The sequence below is a fragment of the Pseudomonas sp. TE3911 genome (genome assembly GCF_054062775.1).
Map to the genome: position 1 here is coordinate 4,771,402 of NZ_JBSSFP010000001.1, position 16,787 is coordinate 4,788,188.

Annotated in this window: 11 protein-coding genes; 8 read left to right on the forward strand and 3 right to left on the reverse strand. The window is 59.8% G+C overall.

The window, feature by feature from the left end; translation table 11 throughout:
* Positions 1 to 10: 10 nt before the first annotated feature.
* The 7 genes from urtE to ureC all read left to right on the forward strand — a co-directional run bounded on the left by urtE (position 11) and on the right by ureC (position 5,206).
* On the forward strand, positions 11 to 709 hold the full coding sequence (urtE, locus tag ACVWXD_RS21710; RefSeq protein WP_032890580.1) for an urea ABC transporter ATP-binding subunit UrtE: 699 nt from the start codon (positions 11 to 13) through the stop codon (positions 707 to 709).
* 31 nt (positions 710 to 740) lie between these two features.
* Positions 741 to 1,580, forward strand: a complete 840-nt coding sequence (locus ACVWXD_RS21715) for an urease accessory protein UreD (protein ID WP_032890578.1) — start codon at positions 741 to 743, stop codon at positions 1,578 to 1,580.
* A gap of 144 nt (positions 1,581 to 1,724) precedes the next feature.
* Positions 1,725 to 2,027 (forward strand): urease subunit gamma, encoded by a 303-nt coding sequence (gene ureA, locus ACVWXD_RS21720; RefSeq protein WP_003171437.1) that lies wholly within the window; start codon positions 1,725 to 1,727, stop codon positions 2,025 to 2,027.
* Positions 2,028 to 2,036: 9 nt separating this feature from the next.
* Positions 2,037 to 2,549: a GNAT family N-acetyltransferase gene (locus tag ACVWXD_RS21725; RefSeq protein WP_032890576.1), complete on the forward strand. Its 513-nt coding sequence runs from the start codon at positions 2,037 to 2,039 to the stop codon at positions 2,547 to 2,549.
* Positions 2,550 to 2,552: 3 nt separating this feature from the next.
* On the forward strand, positions 2,553 to 3,086 hold the full coding sequence (locus tag ACVWXD_RS21730; RefSeq protein ID WP_032890574.1) for a GNAT family N-acetyltransferase: 534 nt from the start codon (positions 2,553 to 2,555) through the stop codon (positions 3,084 to 3,086).
* Positions 3,083 to 3,388 carry an urease subunit beta gene (locus ACVWXD_RS21735; protein WP_457371313.1) on the forward strand — a complete coding sequence of 102 codons (306 nt, stop codon included), beginning with the start codon at positions 3,083 to 3,085 and terminating at the stop codon, positions 3,386 to 3,388. The genes ACVWXD_RS21730 and ACVWXD_RS21735 overlap by 4 nt, the downstream gene beginning before the upstream one ends.
* 117 nt (positions 3,389 to 3,505) lie before the next feature.
* Entirely contained in the window at positions 3,506 to 5,206 is a 1,701-nt protein-coding gene (ureC, locus tag ACVWXD_RS21740; protein WP_401382082.1) for an urease subunit alpha, read from the forward strand.
* A gap of 20 nt (positions 5,207 to 5,226) precedes the next feature.
* Here ureC and ACVWXD_RS21745 read toward each other — a convergent pair whose 3' ends face one another.
* Complete coding sequence (locus ACVWXD_RS21745; protein WP_457371314.1) at positions 5,227 to 10,344, reverse strand: dermonecrotic toxin domain-containing protein; 5,118 nt, start codon at positions 10,342 to 10,344, stop codon at positions 5,227 to 5,229.
* A 99-nt stretch (positions 10,345 to 10,443) separates the two neighbouring features.
* Positions 10,444 to 11,382, reverse strand: coding sequence for a DnaJ C-terminal domain-containing protein (locus ACVWXD_RS21750; RefSeq protein ID WP_032890568.1), 939 nt, complete (start codon positions 11,380 to 11,382; stop codon positions 10,444 to 10,446).
* Between the two features lie 238 nt (positions 11,383 to 11,620).
* On the opposite strand from ACVWXD_RS21750, the gene ACVWXD_RS21755 reads away from it, so the two are divergent.
* Positions 11,621 to 12,889 (forward strand): Hsp70 family protein, encoded by a 1,269-nt coding sequence (locus ACVWXD_RS21755; protein WP_181644084.1) that lies wholly within the window; start codon positions 11,621 to 11,623, stop codon positions 12,887 to 12,889.
* Positions 12,890 to 12,990: 101 nt separating this feature from the next.
* Here the strand turns inward: ACVWXD_RS21755 and ACVWXD_RS21760 are convergent, their stop codons facing one another.
* On the reverse strand, positions 12,991 to 16,629 hold the full coding sequence (locus ACVWXD_RS21760) for a dermonecrotic toxin domain-containing protein (protein ID WP_181644085.1): 3,639 nt from the start codon (positions 16,627 to 16,629) through the stop codon (positions 12,991 to 12,993).
* Between the last annotated feature and the right edge of the window lie 158 nt (positions 16,630 to 16,787).

The following is a 16,787-nucleotide window of genomic DNA, read 5'->3' on the forward strand; positions in this document are numbered from 1 at the left end:
GGGGTTGAACATGCTGCAAGTCGACAAGCTGCACCAGTATTACGGCGGTAGCCACATCCTGCGCGGGCTCTCGTTTGACGTGAAGATCGGCGAAGTCACCTGCCTGCTCGGCCGTAATGGCGTGGGCAAGACCACCCTGCTCAAGTGTTTGATGGGACTGCTGCCCGCCAAAGAGGGTGCGGTGAACTGGGAAGGCAAGGCCATCACCGGTTTCAAACCGCACCAGCGCGTGCACGCCGGTATCGCCTACGTGCCTCAAGGCCGGGAGATTTTCGGGCGGCTGACAGTGGAAGAAAACTTGTTGATGGGCCTGTCGCGCTTCCCGGGTTCCGAGGCCAAGGAAGTGCCGGCGTTTATCTACGAACTGTTCCCGGTATTGCTGCAAATGAAGCATCGGCGCGGCGGTGACTTATCTGGCGGCCAGCAGCAACAGCTTGCTATCGGGAGAGCCCTCGCCAGCCGCCCGCGCCTGTTGATTCTCGATGAGCCCACCGAAGGCATCCAACCGTCGGTGATCAAGGAGATCGGCGCCGTGATCAAAAAGCTCGCAGCGCAGGGCGATATGGCGATTCTGTTGGTGGAACAGTTCTACGACTTCGCCGCTGAACTGGCCGACCAGTACCTGGTGATGTCACGGGGCGAAATCGTGCAGCAGGGCCGTGGAGAAAATATGGAAAGCGAGGGTGTACGCGGTCTCGTAACCATCTAATCTGTAGCGTCCTAACGATAAGCATAAAGACATGAACCTGCCCGTTACCCCTGCCCTGTTCACCCCCAGCTGGCACGCCGAGCTGGAACTCGGCTATGCGCGTTTCGGCGACACCACGCGCCCGGTGATGCGCCGCCACCTCGGCCCGCTGCGGGTGCAAAAGCACCTGTATGCCGAAGGCCCCGAGGTGTGCCAGCACATCATCGTGCACCCGCCCGGCGGGATTGCCGGTGGGGATCGCCTGGACATCAGCGCCCACGTCGCCGAGGGCGCCTGGGCCCAATTGACCAGCCCCGGCGCGGCCAAGTGGTACCGCGCCAGCGGCCCGGCCTTCCAGCAACTCGAACTGACTGTCGAAGCCGGCGCCACCCTGGAATGGCTGCCCCAGGAAACCATCGTATTCAGCGCCGCCCAGGCCGAACTCACCACGCGCATCGACCTACAAGGCGATGCCCGATTGTTCTACTGGGACGTGATCGCCCTGGGCCGTCCGGCCAGTGGCGAGCGCTTCGACTTGGGGCACTTTCAATCGCACCTGGATATCCGCCGCGACGGCCAGTTGCTCTGGCATGAACGCCAGCGCATTGTCGGCGCCGATGGGTTGCTCGACTCGCCCATCGGCCTGGACGGGCAGCCGGTATTTGCCACCCTGTTGGTGACTGGCGAAATCACCCCTGAATTGCTTGAGCAATGTCGCGCTCTGCCGAATGCAGTACGCGGCGACCTGACCCAATTACCCGGCTTGCTGGTCGCCCGCTGCCTGGCCAGTGAAGCGCTGCTGGCGCGGGGATGGTTGATTGATTTATGGAAACTGTTACGTCCCGCTCTGTTTGGGCGAGAGGCGGTCGCACCACGAATCTGGAGCACATGAAGATCAGCATGTGGGAGGGGGCTTGCTCCCGATAGCGGTGGGTCAGTGACAGATGTATTGCCTGACATTCCCCATCGGGGGCAAGCCCCCTCCCACAGGGGATCTACGGTGTTTTTATGAATGATGTTTGAAGGACCTTGAACCATGGACCTGACCCCACGGGAAAAAGACAAACTGCTGATCTTCACCGCAGGCTTAGTGGCCGAGCGCCGCCTGGCGCGCGGGGTGAAGCTCAACTACCCGGAAACCATCGCCTATATCTCCGCCGCCTTGATGGAAGGCGCCCGCGATGGCCGCACCGTTGCCGACTTGATGCACTACGGCACCACCCTGCTCAGCCGTGAACAGGTGATGGAAGGCATCCCGGAAATGATCCCGGATATCCAGGTGGAAGCGACCTTCCCGGACGGCACCAAACTGGTCACCGTCCACCAACCCATCGCCTGAGGCCCGGTCATGATTCGTGATGCAAGTGAAAGCGACCTGCCAGCCATCCGCGACATCTACAACGATGCGGTACGCAACACCACGGCGATCTGGAACGAACAACCGGTAGACCTGGCCAACCGCTTGGCATGGTTTAACGCGCGTCAGGCCCAGGCGTATCCGATCCTGGTATCGGTCGAGCACGATGAAGTCACCGGCTACGCCTCGTTTGGCGACTGGCGCCCTTTCGAAGGCTTTCGCTACAGCGTCGAGCACTCGGTGTATGTGCGTAACGACCAGCGTGGCAAAGGCCTTGGCCCGCAGTTGATGGCGGCCTTGATCGAACGCGCGCGCATAGGCGGCAAGTACGTGATGGTCGCCGCCATCGAAAGCGGCAACCAGGCTTCGATCCGCCTGCATGAGCGCCTGGGGTTTATCACCACCGGGCAAATGCCGCAGGTGGGTATCAAATTTGGTCGCTGGCTCGACCTGACCTTTATGCAACTGGCCTTGAACCCGGGCGCCGAACCGCCCAAGGAGTGATCGATGAGCGCTGCGCAACTGCGTCGAGTCAATGCAGAGAGTTTTGCCCATTACCGCGAGGGCCTGATTGAGCTGTTGCTGGACGCGGTCAAGCACGGCGCATCGGTGGGTTTTATGGCCGACTTCGATGAAGCCCAGGCCCGCGAGTATCTGCGCGGCGTTCAGTCGAGCATCGAAGACGCCAGCCTGTTGCTGTGGGTGGTGGTGCGCGACGAACAGGTGCAGGCCAGCGTGCAATTGGCGCTGTGCCAGAAAGCCAATGGCCTGAACCGCGCCGAGGTGCAAAAGCTGCTGGTGCACAGCAGTGCGCGCCGCCACGGCCTCGGCCAACAACTGATGCACACCCTGGAACTTGCCGCGCGCCAGCACAAGCGCGGCCTGCTGTACCTGGACACCGAAGCCGGCTCCGGGGCCGAAGCGTTCTACCAGGCGCTGCGCTACACCAAGATCGGCGAACTGCCCGATTACTGCCAAAGCCCGGACGGGCGCTACAGTCCGACCGCCATCTACTTCAAGACCCTGGGGCAACCTGCATGATTCCTGGCGAATATCAGATCCAGCCCGGCGAGATCGAACTCAACGTCGGCCGTCGTACCATCACGCTCAGCGTGGCCAACAGCGGCGACCGGCCGATCCAGGTGGGCTCGCACTATCACTTTTTCGAAACCAATGACGCGCTGACGTTTGACCGTGCGGCAAGCCGCGGCATGCGCCTGAATATTCCGGCGGGCACGGCGGTACGGTTTGAGCCGGGGCAGAGCCGTGAGGTCGAGTTGGTCGATTTGAGCGGCGGACGGCGGGTATTCGGGTTTGCCGGGCGGATCATGGGCGATCTTTAGGGCCTCATCGGGGGCAAGCCCCCTCCCACATTTGAATGTGTTCACACATCAAAGGTGGGAGGGGGCTTGCCCCCGATAGCGATTTCACATTCAACACAAATATTTCAGGGCACACACATGAAAATCAGCCGCCAAGCCTACGCCGACATGTACGGCCCCACCGTCGGTGACAAGGTCCGCCTGGCCGACACCGAGCTGTTCGTCGAAGTCGAACAGGACTTCACCGTCTACGGCGAAGAAGTCAAATTCGGCGGCGGCAAAGTGATCCGCGACGGCCAGGGCCAGAGTCAGTTGCTCGCCCATGAAGTGGTGGACACCCTGATCACCAACGCGCTGATCATCGATCACTGGGGCATCGTCAAAGCCGATGTCGGCCTGAAGAACGGTCGTATCCACGCCATCGGCAAGGCCGGCAACCCGGACATCCAGCCCGGCGTGACCATGGCCATCGGCGCCAGCACCGAAGTGATCGCCGGTGAAGGCATGATCCTCACCGCCGGCGGCATCGATTCCCATGTGCACTTCATCTGCCCGCAGCAGATCGAGGAAGCACTGACCAGCGGCGTCACCACCATGATCGGCGGCGGTACCGGCCCGGCCACCGGCACCAACGCCACCACCTGCACGTCGGGCCCGTGGCACCTGGCACGCATGCTTCAGGCCAGTGATTCATTCCCGATGAACATCGGTTTTACCGGCAAGGGCAACGCCAGCCTGCCGGAGCCGTTGATCGAACAGGTCAAGGCCGGCGCCATCGGTTTGAAGCTGCACGAAGACTGGGGCACCACGCCCGCCAGCATCGACAACTGCCTGAGCGTCGCCGACCAGTACGACGTGCAGGTGGCGATCCACAGCGACACCCTCAACGAGTCCGGCTTCGTCGAAACCACCCTCGCCGCGCTCAAGGGCCGCACCATCCACACCTACCACACCGAAGGTGCCGGTGGCGGCCATGCGCCGGACATCATCAAGGCCTGCGGCTTCCCCAACGTACTGCCAAGTTCGACCAACCCGACGCGGCCGTTCACGCGCAATACCATCGATGAGCACTTGGACATGTTGATGGTCTGCCATCACCTGGACCCGAGCATTGCCGAAGACGTGGCCTTCGCTGAAAGCCGCATCCGCCGCGAGACCATCGCCGCCGAAGACATCCTGCACGACCTCGGCGCGTTCTCGATGATCAGCTCCGACAGCCAGGCCATGGGCCGCGTGGGCGAAGTGATCACGCGCACCTGGCAAACCGCCGACAAGATGAAAAAACAGCGCGGCCCGCTGTCGGGCGATGGCGCCGGCAACGACAATTTCCGCGCCAAACGGTACATCGCCAAGTACACCATCAACCCGGCGATCACCCATGGCATCAGCCATATCGTCGGTTCCATCGAGGTGGGGAAATGGGCTGACCTGGTGCTGTGGCGGCCGGCGTTCTTTGGCATCAAGCCGACCCTGATTCTCAAGGGCGGCGCAATTGCCTCCAGCCTGATGGGCGACGCCAACGCGTCAATCCCCACCCCGCAACCCGTGCACTACCGCCCGATGTTCGCCAGCTTTGGCAGCTCGTTGCACGCCACCAGCCTGACCTTTATCAGCCAGGCCGCGCTGGACGCCGGATTGCCCGACGCCCTGGGGTTGAAGAAGCAGATCGCGGTGGTTAAGGGCTGTCGCGACGTGCAAAAAACCGACCTGATCCACAACGATTACCTACCGGAAATCGAAGTGGATCCGCAGACCTATCAGGTCAAGGCCGATGGTGTGCTGCTGTGGTGCGAACCGGCGGACGTGCTGCCGATGGCACAGCGTTACTTCCTGTTCTGAATCGTCACCCGCTCATGGGCTCAAGCTTCGCTGCCCTGAGCGGGTTGCGGGCTGCGGCCCATGATTTGATCGGTCATGGTGTAGAGCAGTTGCAAGCGCTCCTTTTGCAAGGCGCTGATGTCGGAGAAATACTCCTCGTCACTCATCACGTGCCCCGGCACGGAGTTCACCGACGATTTGCCCAGCGCCAGCACCGTGGTATCGATCGTCTCGCGCAGCGCTTGCTTTTGCTGCGGCGAAAGATCGCCGTCATTCGCCCATTCCTGTTGGGCGACCTGCAAACTGATCAAGTCATCGCCCCTGACCTGCAGCACCTTGAAGGGTTCGGGGTTCAACGACTCGACGAAGTTGGCCCAAAAGGATTCCTCCACGATCTGGTTGCGTAGCTGGTCGCCTTCCTCCAACGCCCGCACACGCAGGTAAGCCTCGTCCACCATCGCGCTTGTGACATCCGGCTCGTTGAACATCATGCTCTTGGACTGCCAGGGTAAATCCAGACGCCCGGCCAGCCGTGTGGCATAGGCCAGGTATATCTCGACTTCGTCGATGCTGCGCAGCGCATTTCCCTGGGCGTCGTACTGCCGCACCAACTCACCCTGCGCGTCGTATTGAGGAAAATTGCGACCCTGCGCGAGCAGTTCGTTGACTCTCGCTTGAGCGATCCGGCCCAACTCATGGAGCCTTGCGCGCCCCCTGGCCAGGTCCAGCAGTTCGATCTTTTTCAGCTCGACATTGGGAATTGCGTTGGCTTGGGACACCAGCACCTCCCCGCCCATAGCATTGAACAACTGGGCCCCGGCGTCGACACACGTGGTGGGTGCAGCGGCCATTTTGAACAAGGTGTCACACAGCACACTGTCTTCATGCATGGCCTCGATCATGCGCCACACCTTGGCTGTCAAATCGTTCCTGTATTCAGGCGTTCCCGCATCGGAAGATTCGTTCAGTTTGCGCAGTTCATTGAAAAACGGCTCGCTGCCTTCGAGCTCCTCGACCGCGTCCCAGTAGCGGGCTTTCACCACCCACTCCTCTTGCGTCAGGCCAGCCATCCAATGGGCGCTGTCCTGCACGCCCCTGGGGGGAAAACGTCGCCCGGCATCCATCCCGATGGACTCTATATAGAGCTTGAGCCGATCGAGTGCCTCAGGCGCCAACAACTCACGGGTCACCACGATTCTGGCGATGGTCTCTGCCCTGTCCGAGCCCGGCGCCACATCAGGCATTTCAGTGATCGGATTACCCGTCAGGTCCAGAACAAAACCTCGCGGCCTGGGGTGGGCGAAAAGGCCTGCGGGCAGTGCCTTCAAACCGCAACCCGCCAGTTCCAGCCATTGCAGAAAACGCAGACGCTTGAGGTTCAACCATTCACCGATGGGGTTACCGGCCAGTGTCAGCGAAATCAGTCGGGTCATATTGTTGATATGCTGCGCGGTCTCTGCCGTCAGAACCAAGGCGTTATCGGCCAGGTCCAGCCCTTCCATGAACGGCATGTTCGCAAGGGCGGGCGGCAGGACAGTCAAACGATTTTCGCTCAGGTCCAACAGCCGCACTCTGCGGAACGCCGACAGAAAACGCGCGCCCTGGTCGGTCAGGTCGCACCGGGTCACCTGCAGGTTGGTGACATGATCGAAGTTGCCTGGCAGCTCTGGCAGGGTTGCCAACTGCGCCCCGAGCATCCGCTGCTGGTCGCGAGCGCCGCCTCGCAGTTTGATCCGCTGCCCTAGCACGTTACCGAGGGGATCGATGTCCAGCTCGCCGGTCATTCTCCAGGCGTTCATGATGGCATCCACAATCCGATACCGTGCGCGCAAAATCGACGGCGTTTTCGGCCCCTCCAAAAGCCAGTTGTAAAACGTCGCTTCAAGGTGTGCGAAATCACGCTCCAACGCACGCAGCCAGGCGTCGTCGGTGAGGCTGCGGTCCTGCAGAAAGGCCTCAACCTGCTCCTCCGTCAAACTGGGGTAAAGCGTTCGCAGCCGACGACGGAAAGTGCCCTCAACTCCGCCCACCCCGCGTCCGCTCAACGGATAGCCCGGCTGGCCGCTCGGTGCGCGCTGCGGGAACCTGAAGAACGGCTTGTTCCGCGGCGCAATGCGCAAGGCGTTGCTTAAGGCATCCCGTGGCAGCGCCCGCTGAATGACCAACGCATGCAACTGATCACCTTGGCCGACATGGGGCAGGCTAATCGCATTGCGATGGGCATCGGGCAAGGCGTGCTGCAACGCTCTATACAAGCTGTCGGTACCGTGTAGTTCATTGCCCTCTTCATCGAAGGGTTGATAAAGCCCATCAGCCACACGCGCCAGCACTTTGCGCTGGCCTGCATCCTCGGCGCCAAACACCGCGCGCAAGCTGCCATCGAACGAACCCTCGCGCACTTCAAGCCGGATGTTGTCATGCCAGCCGGGCAGGTTTTCCAGGGAGTGCAGCACCAGGGTTTCGGTATCCGGGTTGTCCAACCGCTCCAGATACAACCCTTCATAAGCGTGCAACAGACGCATCTGCGCCTGCAGCTTGCGCGCCTCTTCGGCCAGCCGTAAGGGGAGTCGCCCCTTGGCAGTGATGAATTCCAGCTCTTTGGGGGAAGCCGAGTCCAGCAGTTCCTGGGCGATCAGGCTCGGCAAGCGCTTGAAGTCGCGCTGCAAAACCTGCACGGCGGGGCTTTTAGGCGCAAGGCGCTCGCTGTACAGGCTTTTGAACAGCCGGGTGTGCTGGGTGGCCGCATACTCCGCCAGTCGGCGAGTCAATTCCGCCGCACGCGACGGGGTGTCGAGCCCTATACGCTCACCCAACAGTGGCGTTAACTGTTCGTGGCTGAGGTGCTCGACAATGCGCCTGGACAGCTGGCCCTGCATCAGCTCGGCACGGCTGATCCGGATCAGGTCCCGCCCCGTCGCCAGCCGGTTGCCGTAGCGCACCGCCGAAGTGTCGAGCCCGTCCTCTCCCAACACTTCAATACCCGTGCTGGCCGGCCAATGGGCAAGCTCTGTGACCAGGCTGGCGGCATAACCGGTCAACTCGGCAGACAGACGTCCAGCCGTGATCTGCCGGTTGAGTTCCTTCGCCTGCCCGTAGGCGCGAAATTGCTGCGCGGTGTCCAGCAACACCGCCGGCACCGGCTCACTCTGCGCGTGGATTCGGCGCAACTGATCCTCATGGACATCGCTGACCTGACGGATCTGCTCAAGCTCCTCGTCGCTGAAGCCCTCCATCGCAGGGCCGATACGCCGCATCAGCGTCGCCCCTGTCCACTCCTGGGGCCGGTCGGCCTCATGCAGCCACCCGCCCTGGTTGTTGTGGCGCAGCAACGGCTGGTAGGCCTCTGCTCGCGTCGGGTGCTGGATACGGTAATGCCCGGTGGTGGCGTCCTCGACAATACGGTAATGCTTGCCCTCAATAGCGAGCACCGGTTGTCCATTCTGGCGATACACGCCGTGCTCGTCTGCTTGCCCCTGCGGCTCGTAATCCGGTAGTTCATAACCGTCGAGTCGTGGACGCCAAAGGGTCTTCCCGCCTGTGGGCAGGCGTACGTTTCTCAGGCTTTCGACCTGGCCCGACCATTGAACATGCGGCAATACCGCAGCGCCCGCGGCAAAAAATGCGGCATTGAGCGCTACCGAGGAAAAGCAGCGCCACATCTCTTTGATTTCACCCTGTTCATACGCCTCGATGCCATGGAACACGTCAGTCATCATCTGCCCAGCGCCCACCGCCAGCATGATCGGTCCAAGCCCCGGCACCACAAACGCCGCCAGGTTGAATACATTGAGCACCGCGTCCAGGAAACCTGCCATGCGCCTGGCCCGCGCCTGCGCGTCCTCGTCGCCGGTGGGCACGGCCACCGCCCTGGCATCGCTGAGCAGCTTGCGCATATGGGCCTGACGCTGTTCGATCCACACGTCACCGGTGATCTCGAACGCTTCGATCGGCAATCTGGCGGGCTCGGCTTGCAGTACGAAATCCGTCTGCGTGTCGTCGCTTTCCTTTGGTTGATAGAGCTTGTTGAGTTGCTGAAAGAACTCACCTTGATGCTGCACGGGGATGAACTGGCTGAAGAAACGGCGGTAGGCGATGCTGTGCAGGCGCGCTCTCAAATCGGCCATGAACGCGTCGCCGGAGGCATATTCGCGCATCGGCTGCTGCGGATCGTTGGGGATATACACCACCACCCGCTCGGCATCGACACTGCTCAGGCGCTCTGGCCCGATCAGCAATGGCCCGACGAGCACAATGCCGAAGATTTTCAACGCCGCAAACGTGACCGGGCTGCCATCGAGGTAAGCGTTGCGCGAGCCGCTGAGCACCTGATCGAGCATCCGCCGTGCGCTGGCACTCACACCCGCTCTCCCGTTGGCGTCAGCCAACCGTTGCCGGCTGGCAATATCGAGACTCAGGGTAAATTGCTGGCGTTGGTGCGCATGCAATTGGTTCTCCAATGCGGTGCGCTGGGTTTGATCCTGCGGCTCAAGCACCGCCTTGAGATGCTCCTGATACAACTTACCCACGTTCAACGAGCGACACAGCTGGGCAAACTCGTGGGGCAGGATGGCCACGGCCTGATCCTGCAGAACGTCGAACCCCGGGATCACCTCCCCTTCGAACGCGCTGAATCGAGTGATGATCGAGCAATCGCGGCAACTCAAGGGTTGTTCTTCAGAAGGCTCGAAGTTGGCCAGGGCGGCTTCAAGCAGTGTTACGCCGCGATAACGGTAATTGGCATCCGGACTGCTGGTTTGATCGACGGTAAAAAATCCACCAAAGGCAGCTTGCTCTTTTCCGGGGGTGTACTTGCGGGCGAAGTACACCTGCCTGACATCCAGGTCCATGTTGAAACGTTGCTGAATCTGCGCTTTAAGCAGCGGCTCGGCGAAATCGAGCACGTCGTCAATGCGGGCAAGGTTGTCTTCGAGGTCGCGCTGAGCGTCGCGAAAGCGGGTGTGAGCGACCGCGAGGCTGGCTCGACCTGCCGAGTCGGCTTTCAGGTACCAATCCGGCAGTTGCAGCGAGTGGTCGGCCAACTCTTGCTGGCGCTGCTTGGGCGCCTGCAGAAACCAGGAAGGGACGCGGCTTTTCAGGAAGTCGTAATGCACTCCGCTATAGCCGGGCGAGGAAAAAGCGGGCGAAGGTATGTTTGGCATTTGGGCTCATCCGTGGCCAGGAATTAAGCCCTCAGCCTATCGAACGCCCTTGCGCCAAAAGGCACATATAGTTGTGCCGTTTGGCGCTTTTGCGTCAGTTCAGAACTGTTCGCGCGGGTTGAACGCGGCTTTCTCCGCCAGCGCCTGCCACAAGGCCTTGACCTCGTCGTCGGCAGCTTTGGGCATCACAGCCTTGAGCTGCACGAACAGGTAACCGCGCTGGCCCGCCTTGTTCAGCAAACCGTGGCCCTTGGCGCGCATGCGCTGGCCGTTCTGGCTGCCCGCCGGCACCTTGAGGTTGATTTTGCCGGTCAGCGTCGGTACGGCCACTTCAGTGCCCAGCGCCAGTTCCCACGGCGCCAGCGGCAGGTTGATGATCAGGTTTTCGCCATCCACTTCAAACTTGCTATGGGGCGCAAACTTGATGATCAGGTACAGATCGCCGTTGGCCCCACCGCCGATGCCCGGCGCGCCCTGCGCCTTGAGGCGGATGCGCTCGCCGTCGGTCACACCGGCGGGGATCTTCACGTTCAGGCTCTTGGTGGTATTGCTCACATGCCGGCCCGAGGCGTCGTATTGCGGCACCTGGAAGCTGATCTGCTTGGACTCGGTGGACAGCGTTTCTTCAAGCGACACCGTCAGTTGCATCTCGACATCCTGGCCTTTGCGCCCGGCCGGACGGCGCTGGCCGCCGCCGAAAGCATCGCCACGGTTACCGAAGATCGAACTGAAGAAGTCCGAAAAGTCCTCGCCCTGCCCGCCGCCGCCAAAGCCGCCACGGCTCTGCCAGCCCGGTGGCCCCTGGAACGGCTGGCCGTGCTGGCCGTATTTGCGCAGTTCATCGTATTCGGCGCGCTTATCGGCGCTCTTGAGCGCTTCATAGGCTTCGGACGCGTCCTTGAACTTGGCTTCGGCGTCTTTTTCCTTGCTCACATCGGGGTGATATTTACGCGCGAGTTTGCGATAGGCGGCCTTGATTTCCTTGTCATCGGCGCTCGGCTCGACACCCAATATCTTGTAGTAGTCTTTGAAATCCATCGGCGGTTCACCATCCTTCATCGAGATCGCACAGCCCTGGGCACAACGTGCGCTGCTTTGCACCTGTTGAGTCTTGTGGCCTGGGGGTACGTCAGAGTTTTATCGGCACTTGCCGTATGCACCAGATGTGGGGGCAAATCCCACACTTTCAAGCACGATTTAACGGATGGTCGGCCTACGCATCCGCCTTCGACTGGCATACACTGCGCGGCCGTTTTTCGACCGGAACCCGATAGACATGAAAAACCCATCCCCAGCCCGTGCTTGTGGTATCGACTTTGGCACGTCCAACTCCACCGTCGGCTGGATCCGCCCCGGCGAGGAGACGCTTATCGCGCTGGAGGACGACAAGATCACCCTGCCGTCGGTGGTGTTCTTCAACTTCGAGGAGCGCCGTCCGGTATACGGTCGCCTGGCGCTGCACGAGTACCTGGAAAACTACGAAGGCCGCCTGATGCGCTCGCTCAAGAGCCTGCTGGGTTCCAAGCTGATCAAGCACGACACCAGCGTGCTGGGCACGGCAATGCCGTTCACCGACCTGCTGGCACTGTTTATCGGCCAGCTCAAGAGCCGCGCCGAAGCCAACGCCGGCCGCGAGTTCGAAGAAGTGGTGCTGGGCCGCCCGGTGTTCTTTGTCGATGACGATCCGATGGCCGACCAGGAAGCGGAAAACACTCTGGTGGATGTGGCGCGCAAGATCGGCTTCAAGGACATCTCGTTCCAGTACGAACCAATTGCGGCCGCGTTCGACTACGAGTCCACCATCGAGAAAGAAGAGTTGGTACTGATCGTCGACATCGGCGGGGGTACGTCCGACTTCTCCCTGGTGCGCCTGTCGCCCGACCGCCGTCACAACGACAACCGCCACGACGACATCCTCGCCACCGGCGGCGTGCATATCGGCGGTACCGACTTCGATAAGCAACTGAGCCTGCAAGGCATGATGCCGCTGTTCGGCTACGGCAGCCGTATGAAAAGTGGCGCCTACATGCCCACCAGTCACCACATGAACCTGGCGACCTGGCACACCATCAACTCGGTGTACTCGCAAAAATCCCAGCTGGCCCTGGGCAGCATGCGCTATGACATCGAAGACACCGGCGGCATCGACCGCCTGTTCAAGTTGATCGAACAGCGCGCCGGGCACTGGCTGGCGATGGAAGTGGAAGAAACCAAGATCCAGCTGACCCACGCAGACAGCCGCCATGTGGCGCTGGACCGTATCGAAGCGGGCCTGAGCGTCGACTTGAGCCGGGCGCTGTTCGAATCGTCCATCGACGCCCTGCTGGAGCGTGTGCGCGGCAGCGTGACGCAACTGCTCAACGACGCTTCCGTGACCGTGGCGCAAGTGGACACGGTGTTCTTTACCGGTGGTTCCAGCGGCATTCCGGCGCTGCGCCACCGCATCTCGGCGATGCTGCCGAATGCGCAGCATGTGGAAGGCAATATCTTTGGCAGCATCGGCAGCGGTCTGGCGATTGAGGCGAGCAAGCGGTACGGGAACTGATCAACACCCGCGCCCTGCGTGCTTGCTCGCAACAGCGATCGGCCAGTCGACGGCCTCTCGTCATCGTGAGCAAGCACGCATCCCTGACCGCTTATCCCGGGTCAGTCCCACTTATAGAAAGGTCCATAGTCCAGCAGCAACTCCTCGCCCTCCTCAATATCCCGCCAGGCCACAAAAAACGTCATGTAACGACCGACGTAGATACTCCCCACATTTTGCTCGCCTACTGGTACTTGCCCTGGGGCAGCCGGGCTGTTGATCAGGCTAAGGATATTGCCACTGCCATGAGCGCTTAGTGTTCCGTCATTGGAAAAGCTCTGAAACGAGTAAGTCTCCACCGGCCGGCGCCCCTTGGCTGCAATCTCCTTCATCAGCGTCGGATCGCCTTGATGCAACTTTCCTGAATAAGGCCCCAGCACCTCAAACCTGCGAATCCTGCGTAGCGCAACGACCGACAGCCCTCGATCAGGGCCATCCGTCATCTTCCTGGCCAGTAGCTTGCCTAAGAAACGCGCGGCGTGACGCCCCTCATCTCGAATCCAATTTCGAACATCCTGGGTTATTTTTTCAGACCATCTCAGGCGTTCCTGCGTCCCGAACTCGTCGAGCAAACTGTTCCAGTAAGTCACTTCAATCTGGTCAACCTCACCCTCCAGTTCTGCGGTCAAACTGCGCGTGACATCGCTCGGATCTTGCAGGATGGGCAGGTCGTTATTGATTTCATGCTCAAGGAGAAGCGTTGCATCTTTGCTCTCATTAGCCACCGTCGGCTCGCGCCTGGGCACCTTGATCTGCGGTGAGAGCGGGCCCTGCGCAGGACGTTTGACGGGGACTCTGGAGCTTTTGCGTGCCGTGAATATCCGCGTCTCAAGGCTTTCGGGATTGAGGGGATTGGCGGGCAACTGCCCCGGTTCACCAAAGATCAGGCGGTTTTTTCCGATCAACGTGAACTTACCGTTTGCCCTCACGTGGCGCGCCCACTCCAATGGGTCGATATTGTTGCGTTGAACAAACTCACTGGACGATACCGTTTGACCCTCCTTGCTTTGCAAACGGTACCACTTGTCCAGATGAGCCTCGGTCAGCGGATCATAGTTAGCCCGTTCGAAAATAAGCTCGGTCATACCTTGCTTGGTAAAACTGCCATCTTGCTTTACGTAATCGCCCCACATGATCGGGTTGAGGTTATGCCGCGTGGCAAAATCACGGGCCATCAATTGGCTGCCGGGGGTTTCATACAGCGTTTTCCATTCACTGAGATGCTCACGAGTAATGCTTGTATAGGCACCACCGCCGGCATGTTTGAGCAGTACTCTCCCTATGTCGTTGATCGAGCCATCCTGAGCGATATGCAGCATGAGAGCATCTGGCTCAATCAAGTACTGATTCGCAAAACCCTCACGAGTCAACTCATGCCGCTCCCTGGGTGACAGTCGCTCCCATGCAGACAAATGCTCGGCGGTAACACTGGTACGCACTGCGTGCTCATTGTCGAGAAATGCCACCCCCTCAGGCGTGGTAGATCCGTCCGCTAATACGTAACGTCTCAAGGTGGGATAGAACAGTCCGCGCTGCCTGGCAAACTTGCGCATTAAGTTGGCAGAACGGTCGACTTCAGATAACTCGCTCCAATCACGGACGTCATCCCCCGTTATCAAACGGTGAGGCTCGACGCCGCCCTTCAACCCGATGGACTCCCATTGGTCGGGACCTACTCGCCGCAACCAGTAACCTGTCTGCCGGTTGGTTTGAGCATCGACGACGTTCACATCAAAAATGTCGGCCTCTATCCTGAAGTTATCGCGGATCTGGTACACCTGCTCTCGACCATCACCTCTTACGTCCCGGATATAAAACTGTTGGCCATCAGCCGTCCGATAGATGCCCTGGGCGCTGGGTGTAAGCGTCGAGATCGTGGACTGATCTACTGCGTACTCCCGGTACCCAAGAGGGGTGACCTCGGCAGGCTCGTCTACTGGGATGGGCGCTTCAAGCGCAGGCTCAACCTGCGCAGGCAGGTCAGGGGTCGGCTCAGACGACGTATACGTGATATGCCCCTCCTCGCTGGAGGCGGGGATAGCGACCTTCTGTAAACGAATGCGCCCATCTGGAGACGTGACACGGCGGAACATATTCATTTCTTCGGGCACGACGTAACTGAGCGCCAGACCGGTGACAGTAACCTCGACCAGGGCGTTAACCACACCGACAATGTGTGCCCAGCCCATCACCTTGTCCCCCACGGACAAGTCCTCGATACCTTCCAGCACCTCATTCATCAGCTTGACCGCCGTCGCCCCCAGCAGTACTACGCCAAGCGCAGGCACAGCAAAGGCAGCAACGCCGATCACGGCCATGAGGTCTTCCAGCAACTGGGCAATCCACTCCCTGCGACTCTTCGCATCCGCATCTTCAGTGGGGACTGCCTGACGTCTCGCATCGGCCAGCCCCCTTTGTCGCCACTGCCGGTAGAGGCAAGCCCACAGGTCCAGGCCTTCTTCCCAGATATCCAGAGATGTCCCCATGGGCCGGAACTGCAAGAGAAAGTCCAACTGCTCTTTTTGCCGCAGCACCGGCGCGTGACGTGGGGATTGCCCAGGTACTCGTTCGGTGAAGTAATTGAAAAAGGCTGGGCGATCTTCAAAGGCGACAAACCGACTGAAAAACAGCTGATAGTCAGAGGGCGCTGCAGTGGAAGGCTTTGCTGCTGGGGCTTTTCGCAGAAATTGCGTCTTCATCTGCGCCTTGAGCTGCGCCAGGGAAGAGTAATGCTTTACGGGATGATCAGGATCATCAGGGATGTAAACAATGAAGCCGGACTCTGACTCGCTGTCCAAGAATGGCCAGATCACCTTCACTGGCAAACTCTGGCTTTTCTCAACGATCTCAAACACCACACAACCGTTCAGGTTCATTCCCATGAAGTTCAAACCGCGCAACCACAGCGGGTGGCCGTCTACTGCAACCTCTTGCTGTTGGTCGATAAGGGCAAGCAGAGCTTGATAGTGTTTCGCCTGAATATCTGTTTTTAACAGCGCGATGTAACTCGCGGTTTTAAGCGATGCTTTCTGATAGCGGATAAAGGCATCTTTTTCGGCCTCCAGCTTCTCAGGATCGCTCCAGCCTAGTGCGTCCTTTATGTGCTGTTGGTACTTTGCACCCAGATCCAGATCCCGACATAAGGCTACAAATTTCTCGATCGTCAGCCCCTGGATTTTTTGGCGAATACCTACTTTCTTCCCGTAGTTAAAAAACTCGCTGATATAGAAAGCCCCCGCTCTTCCTTCAGAGGCCTCAAAATTATGCAGCGCAGCTTGCAACAGGGTAAAACACTCGATTTTTGGGTTACTGAAAAAACTGGCATGGGTATAAAGCTCCAACCAGACCTGATTGACATCCAGATCCAGGCCAAAGATTTTTTTGATTTCCTGCGTTAACAGTGGTGCAGCGAAATCATTAATCGCCTGCACATCAGCCATGATGCGAACGTAAGCGCTGTGCGCCTCGATGCTCAGCGCGGCATAGCTCGCAGCCGTCGCACGCTCAGCGGGCGAGGAAGACGTCCACCACTCGGGCAGCTGAGGAGTCATCCCCCCGAATGTTTTTAAAGTCTGCGCGGGCGCGTTTAACAAAAATGAAGGAACAGCAGACGCCACGATATTTATGTAGTCGTTGCTAACACCGGAGCCATCACTGGCAGTCGTTCCGCTACCATCGTTATCAGTACTGGAATCACCCATCAAATGCAGTCCTTCTGTTCGCGTTAGTTAAATCAAACGCTATCAGCGGGTCCTGCCTATTGAGGGTTAGATAATTACAGCGTGCCGCATCATTGATCAGGCCTTGGCAGTGGTGACGACTGCACTACCGTGCTCAACTCTGCCGTTCGCGCAGCGTA

Coding starts and splice junctions, on each gene's coding strand:
- ureC (WP_401382082.1), top strand. CDS start 3,506: ATGAAAATCAGCCGCCAAGCCTACGCCGACATGTACGGCCCCACCGTC.
- ACVWXD_RS21755 (WP_181644084.1), top strand. CDS start 11,621: ATGAAAAACCCATCCCCAGCCCGTGCTTGTGGTATCGACTTTGGCACG.
- ACVWXD_RS21750 (WP_032890568.1), bottom strand. CDS start 11,382: ATGGATTTCAAAGACTACTACAAGATATTGGGTGTCGAGCCGAGCGCC.
- ACVWXD_RS21735 (WP_457371313.1), top strand. CDS start 3,083: ATGATTCCTGGCGAATATCAGATCCAGCCCGGCGAGATCGAACTCAAC.
- ACVWXD_RS21730 (WP_032890574.1), top strand. CDS start 2,553: ATGAGCGCTGCGCAACTGCGTCGAGTCAATGCAGAGAGTTTTGCCCAT.
- urtE (WP_032890580.1), top strand. CDS start 11: ATGCTGCAAGTCGACAAGCTGCACCAGTATTACGGCGGTAGCCACATC.
- ACVWXD_RS21760 (WP_181644085.1), bottom strand. CDS start 16,629: ATGGGTGATTCCAGTACTGATAACGATGGTAGCGGAACGACTGCCAGT.
- ACVWXD_RS21745 (WP_457371314.1), bottom strand. CDS start 10,344: ATGCCAAACATACCTTCGCCCGCTTTTTCCTCGCCCGGCTATAGCGGA.
- ACVWXD_RS21715 (WP_032890578.1), top strand. CDS start 741: ATGAACCTGCCCGTTACCCCTGCCCTGTTCACCCCCAGCTGGCACGCC.
- ureA (WP_003171437.1), top strand. CDS start 1,725: ATGGACCTGACCCCACGGGAAAAAGACAAACTGCTGATCTTCACCGCA.
- ACVWXD_RS21725 (WP_032890576.1), top strand. CDS start 2,037: ATGATTCGTGATGCAAGTGAAAGCGACCTGCCAGCCATCCGCGACATC.